Origin of the sequence: Roseobacter sp. (assembly GCF_039970775.1) — a bacterium.
Classification (GTDB): Bacteria; Pseudomonadota; Alphaproteobacteria; order Rhodobacterales; family Rhodobacteraceae; genus Roseobacter.
The window spans coordinates 24,534-44,748 of the sequence record NZ_JBDVLG010000030.1 but is presented as its reverse complement, the minus strand read 5'-3'; the positions used below and the strand labels follow the sequence as shown (position 1 = coordinate 44,748).

The 20,215-nt window shown below is 56.8% G+C and carries 16 protein-coding genes; 13 read left to right on the top strand and 3 right to left on the bottom strand.

Annotated features, from left to right (window positions below; genetic code table 11):
• Positions 1-184: 184 nt before the first annotated feature.
• Positions 185-994, bottom strand: coding sequence for a response regulator (locus ABJH13_RS07295; RefSeq protein WP_348405565.1), 810 nt, complete (start codon positions 992-994; stop codon positions 185-187).
• 104 nt (positions 995-1,098) lie between these two features.
• Here ABJH13_RS07295 and ABJH13_RS07290 point away from each other — a divergent pair, with 104 nt between their 5' ends.
• Genes ABJH13_RS07290 through ABJH13_RS07280 form a run of 3 tightly spaced genes read left to right on the top strand, consistent with a single transcriptional unit; the run spans position 1,099 to position 3,538 of the window.
• Positions 1,099-1,257, top strand: a complete 159-nt coding sequence (locus ABJH13_RS07290) for a NepR family anti-sigma factor (protein ID WP_348405564.1) — start codon at positions 1,099-1,101, stop codon at positions 1,255-1,257.
• Entirely contained in the window at positions 1,254-1,811 is a 558-nt protein-coding gene (locus ABJH13_RS07285; protein ID WP_348405563.1) for an RNA polymerase sigma factor, read from the top strand. The genes ABJH13_RS07290 and ABJH13_RS07285 overlap by 4 nt, the downstream gene beginning before the upstream one ends.
• Positions 1,812-1,813: 2 nt before the next feature.
• The gene (locus tag ABJH13_RS07280) at positions 1,814-3,538 is read left to right on the top strand and encodes a histidine kinase dimerization/phosphoacceptor domain -containing protein (RefSeq protein WP_348405562.1); all 1,725 of its coding nucleotides are present in this window, start codon (positions 1,814-1,816) and stop codon (positions 3,536-3,538) included.
• Positions 3,539-3,828: 290 nt separating this feature from the next.
• Here ABJH13_RS07280 and ABJH13_RS07275 read toward each other — a convergent pair whose 3' ends face one another.
• Positions 3,829-4,395, bottom strand: coding sequence for a cupin domain-containing protein (locus tag ABJH13_RS07275; RefSeq protein WP_348405561.1), 567 nt, complete (start codon positions 4,393-4,395; stop codon positions 3,829-3,831).
• 199 nt (positions 4,396-4,594) lie between these two features.
• Here ABJH13_RS07275 and gabT point away from each other — a divergent pair, with 199 nt between their 5' ends.
• Positions 4,595-5,989 carry a 4-aminobutyrate--2-oxoglutarate transaminase gene (gene gabT, locus ABJH13_RS07270; protein ID WP_348405560.1) on the top strand — a complete coding sequence of 465 codons (1,395 nt, stop codon included), beginning with the start codon at positions 4,595-4,597 and terminating at the stop codon, positions 5,987-5,989.
• Between the two features lie 41 nt (positions 5,990-6,030).
• Here gabT and ABJH13_RS07265 read toward each other — a convergent pair whose 3' ends face one another.
• Positions 6,031-7,650: an FMN-binding glutamate synthase family protein gene (locus ABJH13_RS07265; protein ID WP_348405559.1), complete on the bottom strand. Its 1,620-nt coding sequence runs from the start codon at positions 7,648-7,650 to the stop codon at positions 6,031-6,033.
• A gap of 456 nt (positions 7,651-8,106) precedes the next feature.
• On the opposite strand from ABJH13_RS07265, the gene ABJH13_RS07260 reads away from it, so the two are divergent.
• The 9 genes from ABJH13_RS07260 to ABJH13_RS07220 all read left to right on the top strand — a co-directional run bounded on the left by ABJH13_RS07260 (position 8,107) and on the right by ABJH13_RS07220 (position 20,214).
• Positions 8,107-9,168: a carbon-nitrogen hydrolase family protein gene (locus ABJH13_RS07260; protein ID WP_348405558.1), complete on the top strand. Its 1,062-nt coding sequence runs from the start codon at positions 8,107-8,109 to the stop codon at positions 9,166-9,168.
• A gap of 75 nt (positions 9,169-9,243) precedes the next feature.
• A complete protein-coding gene (locus ABJH13_RS07255) occupies positions 9,244-11,994 on the top strand; it encodes an ornithine decarboxylase (protein WP_348405557.1) in 2,751 nt (916 codons plus the stop codon).
• 24 nt (positions 11,995-12,018) lie between these two features.
• Positions 12,019-13,470, top strand: coding sequence for a biotin carboxylase (locus ABJH13_RS07250; RefSeq protein ID WP_348405556.1), 1,452 nt, complete (start codon positions 12,019-12,021; stop codon positions 13,468-13,470).
• 21 nt (positions 13,471-13,491) lie between these two features.
• Entirely contained in the window at positions 13,492-14,463 is a 972-nt protein-coding gene (locus ABJH13_RS07245; protein WP_348405555.1) for a C45 family peptidase, read from the top strand.
• 129 nt (positions 14,464-14,592) lie between these two features.
• Positions 14,593-16,173: an ABC transporter substrate-binding protein gene (locus ABJH13_RS07240; protein ID WP_348405554.1), complete on the top strand. Its 1,581-nt coding sequence runs from the start codon at positions 14,593-14,595 to the stop codon at positions 16,171-16,173.
• Positions 16,174-16,252: 79 nt separating this feature from the next.
• Complete coding sequence (locus tag ABJH13_RS07235; protein ID WP_348405553.1) at positions 16,253-17,818, top strand: ABC transporter substrate-binding protein; 1,566 nt, start codon at positions 16,253-16,255, stop codon at positions 17,816-17,818.
• Between the two features lies 1 nt (position 17,819).
• Positions 17,820-18,800, top strand: a complete 981-nt coding sequence (locus tag ABJH13_RS07230) for an ABC transporter permease (RefSeq protein WP_348405552.1) — start codon at positions 17,820-17,822, stop codon at positions 18,798-18,800.
• Complete coding sequence (locus ABJH13_RS07225; RefSeq protein WP_348405551.1) at positions 18,800-19,747, top strand: ABC transporter permease; 948 nt, start codon at positions 18,800-18,802, stop codon at positions 19,745-19,747. The genes ABJH13_RS07230 and ABJH13_RS07225 overlap by 1 nt, the downstream gene beginning before the upstream one ends.
• A gap of 11 nt (positions 19,748-19,758) precedes the next feature.
• Positions 19,759-20,214: a DUF2059 domain-containing protein gene (locus ABJH13_RS07220; protein ID WP_348405550.1), complete on the top strand. Its 456-nt coding sequence runs from the start codon at positions 19,759-19,761 to the stop codon at positions 20,212-20,214.
• Position 20,215: the final 1 nt, after the last annotated feature.

Here is a 20,215-nt window from a genome sequence, read left to right as displayed (position 1 = left end):
CTGCAAATTCTCAGAATGCCACGCGCCCACTCCAATACGGGATCACAGTTCGCCTCAGAGTCGAATCGTATGTTTCGTCGTAAGGCTGTCAAATCGATGGGTTGCATCGACGCGCCATGTAAGGATCATGCCAATGCCGCGTGTCATCTGGGCCCCAATATCACATCGGGACCCAGGTGTTTCTTCAGGTTTTCAACGTTTCGGTAGACGAAAAGAACATCGCTTGGCTGACGGCAGAAATCACCTGATCTTCGGTGTAGGGTTTCGAGATCAAGAAGGCCGGTTCGTGTTTGTCACCCGTCAACAGGCGTTCGGGGAAGGCTGTGATAAAGATCACTGGCCGGTCGCCCAAATTCGCCATCAGATCGTTGACCGCATCGATGCCTGATGAATTGTCAGCCAATTGAATGTCTGCCAAGACCAGATCGGGCGTATCGGCAGCGCCCAACGCCACGGCCTCATCGCGCGTGCGGGCAATGCCAGTGACCCTATGCCCCATGTCAGAGACGATATTTTCGAGATCCATCGCAATAATGGCCTCATCTTCGATGATCATCATCGACCCCGATACAGCATCAGCCATTTCGCGGCGGGCAATCTGTACAAGATCCTCGGCTTCGGATTGGTCGACGTTGATGATCTTGGCGATGTCGCCAAATCCGAACCCCTCAACGCTGTGCAATAACAACGCTTCACGGCTGTTGGCAGTCAGGCGCGCAAGGTGCCGTTGCGCGCGCGCTTTCAGACCGCTCTCGTCATCGTCGATCGGCGCACCCGCGCTGGACCAAATGCCATAAAGCACCTGAAATACGCCTGTTTTCACAGTCATCCCGTCGAGCATGGAGCGATCCGTCAAAATCGCCTCTAGGGCTGCGGCCGCATACCGGTCGCCACTGGTTTGGCTGCCGGTCATGGCGCGCGCGAACCGTCGCAGATAGGGCAGGGCGGTCCCAAGTTCATCGCTGATGTCCGGCGAAACAGAAACATCCGACATTAAAAGCATCCTTTTTTCATTTTTCTTGGAACTAAACGCGCGGAGATGTGTTTGGTTCCATGATATGTGGGGTACTCTAACCGTATCGGGGATGAATTGGCAGTATGGCTCAATCAAGCGCGAAGCAAAAACGTGAAAGCGTGATCGACGAGAATTTGAAACGTGTCTACGAAGAAGCGCTGGATGAGGGTGTGCCTGATCGCTTTCGGGATCTTCTGGATGCGCTCAAGCAGCAAGACGCGTCCAAAGGATCTGCAAAATGAGCGATGCGGACCCCCGCGACGCCTTGGTGGAACATTTGCCCGCCATGCGCGCCTTTGCCATCAGCCTGACCCGTAACAGCGCGACGGCCGATGATATGGTGCAGGACACGCTCGTTAAGGCGTGGACAAACATCGATAAATTTCAGGCGGGCACGAATATGCGGGCATGGTTATTCACGATCCTGCGCAACACATATTATTCATCGCGTCGCAAAGCCAACCGCGAGGTGGCCGACATTGATGGCACCCACACCGAATCGCTAGCCGAAAAGCCTGCCCACGACGGGCGGTTGCAAATGATAGATTTCCGCGAGGCCTTCGCCCAGCTGAGCGACGAGCAGCGTGAAGCGTTGTTGTTGGTCGGCGCGTCGGGGTTTTCCTATGACGAGGCCGCCGAGATGTGCGGCGTTGCCGTGGGCACCATCAAAAGCCGGACAAACCGCGCGCGCCTGCGATTGGCCGAATTGATGCATCTAAACGAGGATGACGCGTTAGAGATGACGGATGATGCGACGATGTCAGTGTTGACCGCCGCCAAGGTGGCATCTTTCTAACGATGACTGGTGGGTTTCTGGATGGGAATATATTCCGGGGTCTGGCGTTCCGGATCTTGGTGTTTTTGTCGCTGGCGTTGTTGCCGTTTGGGCTGATCGCCGTGGTGCAAACCCGCGAGATCGCACAGCAGGCCGCCGTCAACACAGAGCTGTCGTTGTTGGGCCTTACGGAGCAGGCGTCAAACGTCGAACGCAGCCTGATCCAAGAGGCGTTTGGCGCCGGCGAAGCACTAAGCTCTATCGTGCGGGTGTTTGGCGATGATACCGAAGCCTGCGTGTCATTTTTACGAAATTACCAAGAAACATCAGGTGTTTATTCTGTCGTCGGGTTTATCCCTGCGTCGGGTATCATGACGTGTTCTTCGGCCGGGGGGGCATATGATTTCAGCGCATACCCCGACTTTGACCGGGCGCTGGACCGCCCCGAACCGACCGTGGTTCTGAGCCGCACAGGACCGATCAGCGTGCAACCGGTGTTGGCCATCATCGATCCGGTGTTTGAAAATGACGTCTTTGCGGGGTTCATGGTGTTGTCTGTGCCGGTCGCCATGATCGGTGCACGCGCCGAACCGCCCACCGACATAGCACCCGCCGATTTGATCACCTTCAACGCATTCGGGGGAGTGCTGACATCGGGTCGCGCCCGGTTGATCAGCGCGGCGGACCTGCCCTTGAACCGCAGCCTGAAAACACTGGATGGCGCGCACCCGACGGTCTTTCATGACAGCAACACAAAGGGCGAAGACCGGATTTACGCGCTGGTGCCGATTGTGCCCGGTGTCGTGTATTCCATGAGCGTCTGGCGCCAGGATGATGTCAGCGCGGGGGCCAGCCCGCAGAGTAAACTGAGCATTTTCTTACCGATCTTGATGTGGCTCGCCAGCCTGATTGTGGCGTTTTGGTCGATCAATCGGCTGGCAATCCGTTACATTCGGAAATTGGGGCGCCAGATGCGGCTGTTTGCCTATAATCGCGCGATGCCGCGCACGGCCATCGGCCCATCGGCCCCCCGTGAATTCGTTGAGATCCAGAAAGCGTTTCTGGGGATGGCGGAATCGATTATCCGCGATGAGGCCTCTCTCGAAGACAGTTTACGTGAAAAGAACATATTGGTGAAAGAGGTCCACCACCGGGTTAAAAACAATCTGCAATTGATCTCGTCGATCATGAACATGCAGATCAGACGCGCCCCGACCGAAGACGCCCGGCGGGTGTTGCGGCGGCTGCAAGACCGGATCCTGAGCTTGGCGACTGTACATAAAAATCTCTATCAGACAGATGGGTTAGAACGGGTTAACGCGGGCGCGTTGGTCGAAGAAATCGTGGGTCAGCTGTTGGTGGTGGGCTTGCCGGCCGGGTCAGCCGTGCGCGTCGATCAATCCTACGCGCTGGTCCAGCTAGATACCGATGACGCCGCCCCTCTGACCTTGCTGGTCTCCGAAGCGGTGACCAACGCGATGAAATATATCGGCATGCCCACGGCGGCAAACCCGGCAAAGCTAGAGATCTCCCTGCGCCAGCTCGACACCGAAACAGCGGTGTTTTCGATCATCAATACCGTTGGAGACGCCCCTAACGCCGAAGGAACAGGCTTGGGCGCGCAGCTGATCAATGCGTTTGCGCGCCAACTGAATGCGCAGGTCACAAGCGACACAACCGACGAGACATATCACCTGACACTGACATTTCCTCTGCCGCATCGGGTAAAACCTGTTCAGGACTACTGAATTTGCTAACCTTTTTGTGGAACAAAGGGGGTATGAGGTGCGTTTTAACCCCATACAGACGAAAGGAACCTGACATGTCGATCGATCTGTTCGTATTCGGGTTGTCCATTCTAAGTGTGGTCGCGCTGATTGTTCTTGTTTTAACCAGTGAGGGCAAAGGTAAACGTGGCGACGATACTGACTAAGCACAGTATCTACGGACATTGCCCCCTAAAGGCGGTGACCGACTGGTGAGTGGACGCCCGAAAGTACCCCCTTGGCCGCACAGCTGGCCGGGGGGATAACCTGTTTCAGAAGCTGGGCGGCGTACAGGCGCTGATAATCTCGCATTCGTCGTCGGTGATATTTCGAAACCTGTGGGGAAGGCGACTGTTAAACAAATACCCGTCGCCGGGCAGCAGCACGCGGGTTTCATCGTCAACAGTCAGCTCAATGCTCCCCCGGATCACAACGCCTGCTTCTTCCGCTTCGTGGTTGAGCATACCTGGCCCGGTGTCCGCACCCGGTGCGTACCGTTCATGCAACAATTGCAGCGCATGATCTTGGGCGTTGCCCAACTGTCGCAATGATAAAAGCTGACTTTGTGCGTTTTGTCCGTCTGGCGGTGCGATTTCAGTGAATTCGCTGGCGGCGTAGAAATATTTTGTCTCGGTGGTTTCTTCGAGTGTGGCGAAAAATTCGGCCATGGATACCTGGATCGCATCGAGCAAACACTTAAGCGACGCAACAGACGGGCTTGTCTTGTTTTGCTCGATCAACGAGATCGTCCCGTTGGTCAGGCCCGCCCGTGTTGCGAGCTCCCGTTGGGACAAACCTCTTTTTTTGCGAATTGTACGTAGTTTGTGCCCGATATCCAAGATTCCAGCCCCCCTTGCGCCCGACGTGTTGGTTTTGCTTGGTTTTTTAAACAGCAAGCGTGGTGCAGGCTCAATGTTTATTTCGATGTAAGGTATGCTGCGATGGGGCGGCTAAAGAATCCCGATTGACAAGGAAATTAAACGACGTATCGATATTTTAAACACTTCGACTCTCTTTGCCTTATAAAGGACTGCGCATATGGCTCCCTCTGCAAAATCATCCGCCACTAAAAAACCCCGTAAACCGCGCGCTGCAAAGACGCCCAAGATCGCTGTTGTTGCATCTGGTCCGTCAGACAACACCAATGCGGCGTTGTTGGAACGGCGTCAACGCGCGGTGCCACGCGGTGTGGCGTCGGCGGCTTCGGTCTTTGTGGATCACGCCGAAAACGCAGAGCTTTGGGATGTGGAAGGCAACCGCTACATTGACTTTGCCGGTGGTATTGCAGTGTTGAACACAGGCCATCGTCATCCATCGGTTATTGCTGCGGCCAAAGCCCAAGAAGACCGGTATACCCACACCTCGTTTCAGGTCGTGCCCTACGAGCCCTACGTGGCGTTGGCCGAAAAACTGAATGCGCTGGCACCGGGCGATCATGACAAGAAAACTCTGCTGGTCACCACCGGCGCAGAAGCAGTTGAAAATGCGGTGAAAATCGCGCGCGCTGCCACGGGCCGCCCCGGTGTGATCGCATTCACTGGCGGCTATCACGGGCGCACGTTGTTGACCTTGGGCATGACTGGCAAGGTCACGCCCTACAAAAAAGACGTGGGCCCATTCCCGTCGGATATCTTCCGCGCGCCATTCCCGTCGGTGCGGGATGGCATCACCGTGCAAGACGCATTGACGGGCTTGCAAAACCTGTTTTTGACCGACGCGCAGCCCGAACGGGTCGCGGCGATCATCATCGAACCCGTGCTGGGCGAGGGGGGCTACACGCCTGTGCCCTTTGAGATGATGCAAGCCCTGCGTGAAATTTGCGACACCCACGGCATTTTGTTGATTGCTGATGAAATTCAAACCGGGTTTGGCCGGACGGGAACGTGGTTTGCGATGGATCATTCCGGCGTCGTGCCAGATTTGATCACCGTGGCAAAATCCATGGCGGGGGGGTATCCAATCGCAGGTGTCATTGGGCGGGCCGACGTGATGGACGCGATGGAGCCGGGCGGTTTGGGCGGAACCTATGGCGGCAACCCGGTGGCCTGTGCCGCTGCACTGGCGGCCATCGACGCGATTGAAAGCGAGGGTCTTTTGGCACGCTCGCACGAGATGGGCGATATGTTCCGCGCGCGGTTTGCCGAAATCGGGGCCCGTGTGGCGCCCTACCGGATGTGGGATATCCGTGGATTGGGCGCGATGCTGGCTGTCGAATTCGTGACCGATTTCGACAGCGCGACGCCAGATGGTGGCTTGGTGAAATCAATCTGTGCGCATGCGTTAAAGCGCGGGTTGATCCTGTTGGCCTGTGGCATGCATGGCAACGCGCTGCGGATTATGGTCCCGTTGACGGCGTCAGACGAGGTATTGAACGAAGGCCTCGCGATTTTCGAGGCCGCGTTGGCGGATGCAATCGCGGCACACGCCGTTTGATATCACAAAATAGGGCGCCCACAGAGGCGCCCTATTCTACATCAGCATGGCGGCGGCGCAAAGCTGGCCGCATCGGCACGGGCCCAGCGGTTGCGATAATCGACCCCGACATCGTGTTTATCGTCTAGCAAAAATCCCATGGGAAGGTCGGGGTAGGCCTCGTTCCCCTCAATCATCGCTTTGTCACCTTGGCGCAGCATAATGTGTTGGGGCATGAATTCGCCGGGATGTCGCAGCCCTGCCGCGCCGGTCATTTCACCAAGTGCTTTCAATGTGTTGTGGTGGAACCGTGCGACCCGTTCCGCTTTGGAACCGACGTCCAACGCACGTTGGCGCGTGGGGTCTTGGGTCGCCACGCCAACGGGGCAGTGGTTGGTGTGGCAGGCCTGCGCTTGGATGCAGCCGATCGAAAACATGAACCCACGCGCAGAATTGCACCAGTCTGCGCCCAGCGACAGCGCGCGGGCCAGATGGAACGCGGATATAACCTTGCCTGCTGCGCCAATCTTGACCTGATCGCGTAGGCCCGCGCCGCGTAACGTATTGTGCACAAAGGTTAATCCTTCGGTCAAAGGCATGCCAATATGGTTCGAAAATTCAACAGGGGCCGCACCTGTGCCCCCTTCGGTGCCATCCACGACAATGAAATCAGGCGCGATGCCGGTTTCCAACATCGCCTTTACCATGCACATAAATTCCCGGCGGTGGCCAATGCACAGTTTGAACCCGACCGGTTTGCCGCCTGATAGGGTGCGCAGCTCGCCAATGAATTGCATCATTTCTATGGGGGTCGAAAACGCCGAATGCGCCGCCGGGGACACGCAATCAAACCCCATCGGAATGCCGCGCGCCTCGGCAATTTCGGGCGTGATTTTTGAGGCAGGCAACATCCCGCCATGGCCCGGTTTTGCACCTTGGCTTAGCTTTAGCTCGATCATCTTGACCTGATCCAGGTTGGCCGTTTGGCGGAATTTTTCGGGGTCAAAACGCCCGTCTTCGGCGCGTGCGCCAAAATATCCCGACGCCACCTGATAAATCAGATCACCGCCGCCGGCTTTGTGGTACCGGCTGACGGATCCTTCGCCGGTGTCATGGGCAAAGCCGCCCAGTTTGGCCCCTGTGTTCAAGGCTTGGATGGCATTCGCAGACAGTGACCCGAAACTCATCGCCGAGATATTATAGAGCGACGCGTTGTAGGGTTGCGTGCACGCAGGCCCGCCAATTTTCACGCGAAAATCGGTGTCTTCGATCTCTATCGGCATAACAGAGTGGGTCACCCAGCTGTAGCCTGCGTCATAGACCCGTTCGCGTGTGCCGAAAGGCCGTTTGTCTTCCTGACCTTTCGCGCGTTGGTACACCAGACTACGGGCGTCGCGGGAAAATGGTTCTTCGTCTTGATCGGATTCGATCAGGTATTGGCGAATCTCGGGCCGGATGCTTTCGAACAAAAACCGCACGTGGCCCAAAACCGGGTAGTTGCGCAGAACCGAATGGTGCGTTTGGCGCACGTCATGCCAGCCCTGCAGCGATAGCAAGATGAACACGAGGGTCGGGATCACCCACCAACCGCCCCAGGTCAACGCCGCGACAAAGCAAAGGGCACTGGCCGCTACGACTCCCGCAAAGGTGGTGTAGCGCATCATAGATCTGATATCGGGCATGGGTCATCCTGTTTGGCTGCGGACTTCGTGGCGCAGGGCTTATGGTATCGCTAAATATTAAACACAGAGATAATGATGAGTCATTGTGCAAATTTGCGCAAGCAATCGTGTAACTTATGCCACAATCGTTACAAACGGGCATTCCGCTTGAACCCGACCCAGAACCTTCGTACGGTTTACCCAACCAAAGCGGGTATATGACACAGCGGATGCATTTTTTGTTGATCTATCAAGGCGGGCGAAATGCGGCAGTACGGGTTAATTTTCATAGCGCGTGGATGTGCGGCATATGTTCTGGATGAAGTTTTCGTTTAATATAATAGTCAATTTTTACGATATTTTGGTCAAAATCGCGCGACACTGGTTCCCACCGGCGGTGGTTGCGCGTATGTCGGCGCGACGCGAGGCAGAGTTTGGGCCATGTTGGTGCAGGTCATCGCGACGGAGTGTTTTGTTATGACCCCATTCGCAATTGCTGGCGTTCAGATGTATGTCAACGCGTTGCAGTCCAACGTGGAAGGTATGATCCACCGGTTGGACGTGCTGATGGCCCGGTTTCCCTGGACGCAAATGGTGCTGTTTTCTGAATTGGCCCCATACGGTCCGCTCGATAAATTCGCGCAAGCGCCACAAAATGACGCGCTTGAAACCTTCTGCGAGGCTGCGCGCAAACATCGCGTGTGGTTGATCCCCGGGTCGATGTTTTTGCGTGACCCCGAAACCGGGTTGGTGTTCAATACTGCGGTAGTGATCAACCCCGAAGGCGAGATCATCAAACGGTATTCCAAGATGTTCCCGTTCCGCCCCTACGAGGCGGGCATCGCTGCGGGCACCGATTTTTGCGTGTTTGATGTGCCAGACGTTGGGCGCTTTGGCTTGTCGATTTGTTATGACATCTGGTTCCCGGAAACCACGCGCGAATTGACGGCGCAGGGGGTCGAGGTATTGTTGCACCCGGTCCTGACCGGCACCACCGACCGCGATGCCGAATTGGCGATCGCACGGGCCACGGCGGCGCAGTTCCAATGTTATGTCTTTGATGTGAACGGCCTGGGGGCCGGTGGGGTCGGGCGCAGTCTGGTGGTGGATCCATCGGCGCATGTGCTGCACCAATCAGCGGGTCAAGAAGACATGTTCCCCATTGAGATTGACCTCAACATGGTGCGCCGCCAACGCGAAACCGGCATGAAGGGTCTGGGGCAGGTGTTGAAGAGCTTCCGCGACAGGTCGGTTGATTTCTCGGTTTACGACCGAAACAGTGGAACCGACGCCTATCTTCAGACGTTGGGCCCCCTAGAGATCCCGCAACAAGGCACCCGCGCGGGGCTTCATGTGGATGTGCCCGCCGAAACGGTTCAGGACGCGCCCGCCTTCAAGGGCATGGCGTTTGACCCGCTGACGGGCGCGCCCTTGGCGCATACGGCTGCGCCGGCACAGACAGCAACGGCCCAAAAAGAGGCCACACCCGAACCTTTGGCACCCACAAGCCTAGGGAACGAACAACAAACGAGCGGGTGAACCACCCAAATGGATTTGGCGGTACAGCTGTCAGATCCGTGCGCCCGTGGTCACCCGTGCAGCGGAGGACTACGGATGCACGCGATAAATAACTACTCTTCGGCCATTCAATGGCGGTCGGACCAATGGAGCGCGTTGCGCGAAGCCTCGGCCGCGTTAACGCGAGACCCGCGGCCAAAACAACGCACGGCATTGCTCAAGAAGGTGGGGGGGGTGTTTGAATCCCTGGCCGTGATCGAACCCTACTGGGCGTTCCCCGGCATGTCGGCCTTTGACCACCTGCGGCGGCAGTTTGAACACGGATCCTACGAAGATCTGGCCTTTGCGGTGGGCCGTGTGACGCGCGCCCTGACGACAGGGGCCTACCGGCGCAGGCACATCCCGCTGGAACGTGACAGCGTCGACCACGAAGAACAAGACGACGAGGCAATGCTGCCCCCCGAGGCCCGCGCGCTGACCAAGCCTTATTTTGAGGTGCTGATCGTCGATAACGTGAACGAACAACAAGAACGTTGGCTGCGCAACAACGTAACGCGTATGCGCCGGGCCGAAGACGCGTTTGTCTACGAGGCCTTGGTGGTGCCCAGCCTCGAAGACGCGCTGGTAGCGGTGCTGTTTAACCACAACATTCAGGCGATTGTGGTGCGCCCCGGTCTGGTGTTGAAATCCAAGATGGATCAACAGATCTTGGCGCGGTACCTCAACCGCGCGGGCGGCCCCGAAGAGATCGACAACATGCTGCCCGAAAACTACGGCCCCGAATTGTGCCGTCTGGTGGCCAAGGTCCGGCCCGAACTGGATGCGTATCTGGTGACAGAACGGTCCGTCGAAGAGATCGCAGGCCTTGATCTGGGGATCTGCCGGCGGGTGTTTTATAACCAAGAAGACTTTATGGAACTGCACCTGAACATTTTGCGCGGTGTTCAGGCCCGCAATAAAACGCCGTTCTTTAACGCGCTGACCGAATATTCCAAACAGCCCACGGGTGTGTTCCATGCGATGCCGATCAGCCGCGGGAAATCGATCACCCGCAGCCATTGGATACAGGACATGGGGGCCTTTTACGGACCCAATATTTTCCTTGCAGAAACCTCTGCTACTTCGGGCGGGTTAGACAGCCTGCTGGAACCGCATGGACCGATCAAAGAGGCGCAGGAACTGGCCAGCCGCGCCTTTGGGTCGAAACAGACTTTTTTTGCGACCAACGGCACGTCGACCTGCAACAAAATCGTTGTTCAGGCGCTGGTGCGGCCTGGCGATATCGTGTTGGTGGACCGCGATTGCCACAAATCGCACCACTACGGCATGGTGTTGGCGGGGGCGCAGGTCAGCTATCTGGATAGCTACCCGTTGAACGAATATTCGATGTATGGCGCGGTGCCGCTGCGCGAAATCAAGCAACGGTTGTTGGAACTCAGGGCAGAGGGCAAGCTGCATAAGGTGCGCATGTTGTTGCTGACCAACTGCACCTTTGACGGGCTGGTTTACAACGTCGAACGGGTCATGGAAGAATGTCTGGCGATCAAGCCTGATCTGGTGTTCCTATGGGACGAGGCGTGGTTTGCCTTTGCGCGGTTTAACCCGACCTACCGCCAACGCACGGCAATGGCTGCGGCCAATACCCTGCGTGAAAAGCTGCGCACTGACACGCATGAACGGTTGTATGAAGCACAGCAATCCATGCTCGAAGGCTGCGACGATGACAAACTGCTCGACACGCGGCTGATTCCGCCGCCCAAAGCACGGGTGCGCGCCTACGCGACGCAATCGACGCATAAAACGCTGACGTCTCTGCGGCAGGGGTCGATGATCCACGTCTATGATCAGGACTTCAAAGGCGAGGTCGAACAGGCCTTTCACGAGGCCTACATGACGCATACTTCGACATCGCCAAACTATCAGATCATCGCATCGCTTGATGTGGGTCGCCGTCAAGTCGAACTGGAAGGCTATGAATTTGTCCAGCGCCAGATCGAGGCCGCGATGTCAATGCGGCGGGCCATCACGACCCATCCGCTGCTGCGGAAATATTTCAAGGTGCTGACAGCGGGCGATATGATCCCCGACGAGCATCGGCAATCGGGTGTGACCAGCTATTATGACGCCGAACAAGGTTGGACCGATATGTGGGACTGCTGGGAGCAGGACGATTTTGTGCTGGATGCCACACGTGTGACCCTGGCGGTGGGCGGCACTGGCTGGGATGGCGATACCTTCAAGACCGATATCCTGATGGATAAATACGGCATCCAGATCAACAAAACCTCGCGCAATACGGTGTTGTTCATGACCAACATCGGCACCACGCGGTCCAGTGTGGCGTATTTGATCGAGGTGTTGGTCGAGATCGCCAAATCGCTGGATGAACGTCTGGACGATGCCAGCCGGATGGAACGGTTGTCGTTTGACCGCCGGGTGAAGGGCCTGATGGAAGAGCTACCGCCCTTGCCAGATTTCAGCCGGTTCCACGATGCGTTCCGGCAATCCGATGTCACCGCCGAGGGCGATATCCGGTCTGCGTTCTTTCTCGCCTATGACGAGGAAAAATGCGATTATCTGGACATTAACGGATCGCTGGGCGAGGCGCTGGAAGCGGGCCAGGAGGTCGTATCAGCCAGCTTTATCATCCCCTATCCGCCCGGCTTTCCCATCCTTGTGCCGGGGCAGGTGGTCAGCCGCGAAATCCTCGCGTTTATGCTGGCGCTTGATGTCAGCGAAATCCACGGATACCGGCCCGATCTGGGGCTACGGGTCTTTACCCAAGAGGCGCTACAAGCGCTCGTTGATGCCAAAAATGGCACCCAATTGGCCGCCGCGGCCGAATAATACCAACAGGAAGGACATTACGACATGGTTGCAACGGTTCTGAAGAATATCTCGGAAATCCGCCGCTATTTCCACCGAAACGAAGACCCGGTTTATTTCATTTCGGCCACCAATTTCAATTTGTTGGGGCTGGATGAATGGGTGAAGAATTTCAAATATATCTGCTATATCGACTGCTACGGTGGCAAGCACCCAAACGTGTTTTGCCCGTCCGAACAGCCACATGCAGAATTCCAGTCCATTGAGGACATTAACAACTATCTGCTGCAGCACAAAGAGGTCATCGATTTCATCAAACGGCGCGGCGGCAAGCCTAAGTTTGTGTTTTTGATGTTTGACGCTGAAACAGAACGTCTGTCCAAGGAACTGGGCGCGGATGTGTGGTTCCCCAAGGCGAAGCTGCGCACCAGCATGGACAACAAGATAGAAACCGTTCGGATTGGCAACAAGGCCGGCGTGCCGTCGGTGCCCAATGTTTTGGCCGAGGTGAAATCTTACGAGGATTTGCAAAAAACCTGTGAAAAGGCCGGTATTGGCCACGATCTGGTGCTGCAATCCGCGTTTGGGGACAGTGGGCACACCACGTTCTTTATCAAATCTGAGGCTGATTTCCGCCGTCACGAACATGAGATCGTCGGCGAAGGCGAGATCAAGATCATGAAACGGATCGATTGCCGGGGCTCTGCGATCGAGGCCTGCGCGACCAAAGAAGGCACCATCGTTGGCCCGTTGATGACCGAATTGGTGGGGTTCAAAGAACTGACGCCCTATCGCGGCGGGTGGTGCGGCAACGAGATCCTATCAACGGCCTTCCCGCCGAAGGTGCGTGAAAAAGCGCGGGATTTGACGTTTAAGTTTGGCGAACAGCTGCGCAAAGAAGGGTACCGTGGGTATTTTGAGCTGGATTTCCTGATCGACAAGAAAACCGGGGATCTGTGGCTGGGTGAATTGAACCCACGTATCACGGGGGCCTCATCGATGACGAACCACGCGGCCTTTGCTCATGCGGATGCCCCATTGTTCTTGTTCCACCTGCTTGAATTTTCGAAGAAAAAATTCAACCTTGATGTGGACGAATTGAACAGCCGTTGGGCCGACAGCGCCAACATCGACAGCTGGTCGCAGATGGTGATCAAACATACCGACGACAGCGTCGATATCTGCACGGGCAGCCCGGAAACCGGCATATATAAAATGCTCGAAGATGGGCGTGTGGTCTATGACCGGTTTGATTATCACCGGCGCGCGGTGGAATCTGAAAACGAGGCGTTTTTCCTACGGATCCTGCAACCGGGCGATTACCGGTATGAAGGGGCTGATATTGGCATTTTGGTCACGCGTGGACGGTCCATGACCAAGAATTTCCAATTGAATGAGCGCGCCAAAAAGTGGATCCACGGGATCAAACAAACCGTCACGGCTAAGCCGCTGCCCACAGCGACCGCCTTTGATGATCCCGCGTTCAAGATCCTCTGACCTGAAAGGACCGCGCACCCCATGTTATGGCGCGCTGTAAGTGAAGACAGCCCAGGGCCGAAATGGTCCGGGCTGTTTGCCGAATATTGGCCAAACTATAAACGGTGGTGGCTAAAGGAAGGCGAAACCGCGCGCCCGACCTATGCACAGTCGCGCGCGGCATTGGTGCGCCATATGCCTGAGATTGTGCCTTTGTATGATGACTTGTGCGAACTGGCAGGCGGCGGGGATCTGGCAGCGCGTTTCTTGTCGTTTTATGGCCCACCGCCCTATCTGGCGGGATGCAGCCAGGCAATCTGGCCGGGTGCGCAGCCGGTATTGGTGCGCAATTACGACTATAACCCCACCGCGTTTGACAGCCTTGTGTTGCGCACAAAATGGCAGGGGCGGGCGGTTATGGGCACGTCGGATGGGCTGTGGGGGATGGTTGATGGCGTCAATGATGCGGGGCTGGCGATTTCGCTGACCTTTGGCGGGCGGCGCGTGGTGGGGGATGGTTTTGGCGTGCCGTTGATCCTGCGTTATGTGCTGCAAACCTGCGAAACTGCGGCCGAGGCCGGTGCCGTTTTGGCGCGCGTGCCCACCCACATGAGCTATAACGTGACGGTACTGGACAAAAAGCGCCAATACCTGACGGCCATGATGGCCCCGGACCGGGATGCCGTCATCACCCATGCGGCTGTGGCCACGAACCACCAAGAAAACGTCGAATGGGTTAGCCACGCGCGGTTCACAGCCACCGTTGAACGGGAGCGGTTTTTGTTGAACCGGTTGACGTTGCACCGCGATCCGCAAGAAAAGTTTATCGGCGCGTTTCTGAAACCGCCACTGTATTCCACGGCGTTTCACGCCGGGTTCGGCACGCTTTATACGGCGGTGTATAAACCCCGACAGCGACGGATGGAATTGCGGTGGCCGGGGACGGTTTGGTCTTTGTCGATGAAGGATTTTCAGGAAGGCGGGCGACATATCGTGCTGCCCGGTGCCGCCTGAATTTTTAGCACTGATAAATTTTATCCAGCAAATACAAACCTCTTTAGATCCACCCCAAAGAAGAGACTTGTCAAACAGCCTGCCGTCCCGAAGATTGTTATTAGAAAAAAAACAACAGGGGAACTCGCTATGAAATTCACCACAACTGCTTTGTCCGCTGCGTTGCTTTTGTCGAGCACCGCGCTTGCCTCTGCCGAGACGCTGCGTTGGGCGCGCGCCGGCGATGCGCTGACGTTGGACCCGCATGCCCAAAACGAAGGCCCGACCCATACGATCCGGCACCAAATATATGAGCCGCTGATTATCCGCGATAACGACGGCGCGTTTGAGCCCGCCTTGGCCACCGATTGGGGCCCGTCCGAAGCAGACCCCAATGTGTGGGTGTTTAACCTGCGTCAGGGCGTGACGTTTCACGATGGTGCGGCGCTGACGGCGGAGGACGTTGTGTTTACGTTTGAACGCGCCAAGCAGCCGAATTCGGACATGAAAGAGCTGATCGGGTCAATCGTAGAGGTGCGTGCGGCGGACGAATATACCGTCGAAATCGTGACCGACGGGCCGAACCCGATTTTGCCCAGCAACCTGACCAACATGTTCATCATGGACAAAGAGTGGACAGAGGCCAACGACACCGTAAATGTGCAAGATTTCGAAGGTGGCGAGCTGACTTACGCGACCAATAACACCAATGGCACCGGCCCTTACGTGCTGCAAAGCCGCGAACCCGACGTGCGCACGGTGATGATCCGAAACGAGAACTATTGGGGGATTGATCAATTCCCGATGGATGTGACCGAAATCATCTACACCCCGATCCAGAATGCGGCGACCCGTGTTGCGGCGTTGCTGTCGGGTGAGGTTGATTTTCTTCAGGACATGCCGGTGCAAGATCTGGAACGTGTCAGCAGTGCGGCTGATCTTGTGGTCAAACAGGCGCCACAAAACCGGGTGATCTTTTTCGGGATGAACCAAGGTGCGGCTGATCTCGAAGGCGACAACGTGGATGGCGCGAACCCGCTGGCAGACGTGCGCGTGCGGCAGGCGATGTCGATGGCGATCAACCGTGACGCTATTCAAAAGGTGGTTATGCGGGGCCAATCCGAACCTGCGGGCATGATCGCGCCGCCGTTTGTCAACGGTTGGGATAAGACGATGGATGCGTCGTCTGCCACCGATCTGGACAAAGCCAAAACCTTGATGACCCAAGCCGGATATGGCGACGGTTTTACCATCCGGCTGGATTGCCCGAATGACCGTTACGTCAACGACGAAGCGATCTGTCAGGCCACGGTCGGCATGATGGCACAGATCGGGATTACAGTGAATTTGGACGCCAAGCCCAAGGCGCAGCACTTTCCGTTGATCACCGACGGCAAGACGGATTTTTACATGCTGGGCTGGGGCGTGCCGACCTACGATTCCGAATATATCTTTAACTTTCTGGTACACGGTCGCGAAAGCGATGTTGGCACATGGAACGGCACGGGGTTCAACAACGACGACCTAGACGCCAAAATTGCTTCGCTGGCGTCCAACACCGACCTGGCCGCGCGTGATGAAACAATCGCGGAAATCTGGAATGTGGTGCAGGACGAACAGCTGTATATTCCGGTGCACCATCAGGTTTTGAACTGGGGTATGACCAGCAGAATGGGGATCGAAGTCGACCCCGAAGACCAACCCAAGGTCAAACGGTTTACCATCAACTGATCCCAGTACAGGTTGAAATTGCGACGCGACCCTTGCGGGGGCCGCGGCGCTGCTATGTTCCCGCCACAAGAGGTTTTCCATGCTTCGTTCTATGTCACTTGCCGCTGCTCTTATGATGTCTGCCTCTGCCTTGATGGCAGAAGAATTCAGGTGGGCCGAAACCACAGACCCCCAAACGATGGATCCGCACGCGGTGAACTCGGCGCCCGTCTTGGGGTTTTTGAACAACGTCTACGAAGGTCTTGTGCGACGCAGCAAGGATATGGCGATTGAGCCGGCATTGGCGACAGGCTGGGAGCCGCTTGCCCAGGGCGCGGGCTGGCGATTTACCCTACGGCAGGGTGTTACCTTTCATGACGGCAGTGCATTTGACGCCCAAGACGTGCTGTTTTCATACGAACGCGCATCAGACGAAGCATCAGACACACGCAGTTGGTTTGCCGCCGTGTCAGAGGTGAAGGTGGTTGACGACTATACGGTCGATATTTTGACCGCGGGGCCCAATCCGATCTTTCCCGATAGTATCACCAACTGGATGATCATGGATGCGGGTTGGGCTGATGCCAATGACGCCGCGCGCCCTGACAAAGACAACGGTAACTTTGCCACCCTTAACGCCAATGGCACCGGCGCGTTCCAACTGGCGGCGCGGGAACCGGGCCTGCGCACGGTATTGGAACCCTTCGCCGGCTGGTGGGACGAGGCCGAACACAACATCACCCGCGCCGAACTGACCCCAATCCAAAATTCGGCCACAGCGGTGGCGGCATTGTTGTCGGGGGACGTCGATTTTATCAACCCGGTGCCTATTCAGGACGCCGTGCGCCTCGCGACCAGTGATCAGGTGCAGGTGATCCAAGGTATCGAGGCGCGCGTGATCATGCTGGGGTTTCCGCATGAAGCAGAGGCGCTGAAATATTCCGCCGAAACCACAGAGGCAAACCCCTTTGCGGATGTGCGCGTGCGTCAGGCCGTGGCCCATGCGGTCAATGTGCCCGCGATTTTGCAAACGATCATGCGGGGCAATGCTCAAGAGGTCAGCCAATTGGTTAGCCCGGCGATGCGTGGTTATAGTAAGGCCCTTGCGGACCGGCCCGTCTACGACCCCGACATGGCGCGCGCGCTGTTGGCCGAAGCAGGCTATGCCGATGGGTTTTCGTTTGGTCTTAAGTGCCCCAACGATCGGTATCTAAACGACGAATCCGTCTGTCAGGCCGTCACGGGTATGCTGGCGCAGGTTGGTATCCGCGCGACGCTTGATACCATGCCGGTGCAGAATTACTGGCCCGAATTGCGCGCAGATAACTACGATATGTACCTGTTGGGTTGGTCGCCCGGCACGTTCGACGCCGAACACCCCGTGCGGTTTTTGGCCAGCACCCCAAACGAAGAAAAGAAGCTAGGGTCGTGGAATTTTGGCGGATTTTCGAACGCCCGGGTCGATGCGTTGCTGCCGATGATCCAATCTGAAATCGACGATACCAAACGACAAGCAATGCTAGATGAAGCCACGCAAATCTTGCAAGACGAGGTCGCCTATGTGCCGCTTTATGTGCAGCCGTTGGTGTGGGGCGCGCAGGCCAATATCACGATGACACAGCGGCCTGATAACTTCTTTATCCTGCGCTGGGTCACGGTCAACTAAGGTGCTGGCCTTCGTCATCCGCCGCGTTTTGCAATCCGGGCTTGTCTTGTTGGTCGTGGGTCTTGTGGCGTTTTCCATGTTTCGGTTTGTCGGCGATCCCGTCGACAATATGCTTGGGCAGGAACGCACGCAGGCCGACATCGAAAGGTTGCGCACGCAGCTAGGGCTGGATCAGCCGTTTGTGGTGCAATACTTTAAGTTCCTCGAAGGGGCTGCACAGGGCAATTTTGGGGTTAGCTACCGGCAGGGGCGCCCTGTGTCCGATATCTTGATGGAACGCGCGCCCGCCACGCTGGAACTGGCGGCGGTGTCTGGGTTTTTGGCGATCAGCATTGGGATCGGGCTGGGGGTCTTTACCGCGATCCGGCGCAATGGGTTTGCTGCGAATGCGATCATGTCTGCGTCCTTGATCGGGGTGTCGTTGCCGACGTTTTTGATAGGGATATTGTTGATTTACCTCTTTTCGGTCGAATTGGGCTGGTTGCCCAGCTTCGGGCGGGGCGAGACCGTGATGGTGGGCGGTTGGTCCACCGGGTTTCTGACAGAAACCGGGCTGAAGGCGTTGATATTGCCGTCGATCACATTGGGTCTTTATCAGATGACGCTGATCATGCGGTTGGTGCGGTCTGAAATGCTCGAAGTGCTGCGCCAAGACTACATCCGATTTGCCCGCGCGCGGGGCCTGCGCGAGCGGGCGGTGAACTTCCGGCATGCGCTGAAAAACACGCTGGTCCCGGTGATCACGGTGACTGGGTTGCAACTGGGGTCGATCATCGCCTTTGCGATCATCACCGAAACGGTGTTTCAATGGCCGGGGGTCGGGTTGCTCTTTATCAATGCGATCCAATTCGTCGATATCCCGGTGATGGCGGCGTATCTGATGCTGATCTCGGTGATGTTCGTGGGGATCAACCTGATTGTTGACCTGCTTTATTTTGCAATTGATCCGCGTCTGCGGGCGGATAGAACGGCGGCGCATTAATGACTTCTCTCGACAAACCCGCAGCCCCCGAACGGTCGCGCCTGCGCATCGCGCTCGACAGTGATTTTGCCTATCAATTCAAGACCTCCCCGGTGGCGATTGTGTCCACCGTGATCGTGGTGATCATGGTGTTATGCGCGGTGTTTGCGCCGCTGATTGCCCCCTACAATCCGTTTGATCCGGGGTCGTTGAACCTGATGAACGGCTTTTCGGCACCGATGCAGCCCAATGCATTCACGGGTGAAACCTTCTGGCTGGGCACCGATGATCAGGGACGCGACGTGTTTTCGACCATTCTGTACGGCATGCGGATATCGCTGTTTGTGGGGGCGGCCGCGGTTTTGTTTGCGCTGGTGTTGGGCGTGACGCTGGGGCTGATTGCGGGGTACCTTGGCGGCTGGACGGAAACCATCATCATGCGCGTGGCTGATGTGCAGCTAACGTTCCCGTCGATCTTGGTGGCGATGCTGATCTTTGGTGTCGCCAAGGGGGTCACGCCCGTCGAATACCGCGACCAAATGGCGATCTGGGTGCTGATCATCGCGATTGGCCTGTCAGATTGGGTGCAATTTGCGCGGGTCGTGCGGGGGGCGACGCTGGTGGAAAAGAACAAAGAATACGTGCAGGCCGCGCGCCTGATTGGGCGCGGGTCGGGCGCGATCATGTTGCGCCATATCCTGCCAAATGTGCTGTCGCCGGTGCTGGTGATTGCCACGATCTCGCTGGCGCTGGCGATCATCGCCGAAGCGACGCTTAGCTTTTTGGGGGTCGGCGCGCCGCCCACACAACCCAGCCTCGGCACGCTGATCCGCATCGGGCAGGGGTTCCTGTTTTCGGGCGAATGGTGGATCTTGCTGTTCCCTGCGGTGACACTCTTGGTGCTGGCGCTTGGGGTTAATCTGCTGGGTGACTGGCTGCGTGACGCGTTGAACCCACGCCTTAGATAATGGATATCCAAATGCGATTATTAGCTTTCTTTTTTACATGTGTTTTGACGACAGGCGCTTTTGCCCAGAATGACGACCGCATCGCGGCGGCAACGGCGTATGTGAACAGTCAGGGACAACAAGCCCTTATGGGTGACATGCTGTCGCCCCAAGGGGTCATGGCGCAGATGGGCCTGTTGGGCGGTAATCTGACGCCAGACCAACAAGAATTGATCGCTACAATTGTTTCTGACGAACTGACAACAGTGCGGCCCGCCATGGAACGCGCAATGATAGATGGGATGGCAGATACCTTTAGCCTTGACGAAATCAATGCGCTGGCTGCGTTTTATAGCTCGGAACATGGGGCGTCTGCGATGCGTAAGATGACCCCGTTTATGGCCCAGACCATGCAAAGCATCGGGCCTGTGTTTCAACAGATGCAAGCCAATCTCGCGCGACGTATCCAAGAAGAGATGAGCCGGTAAT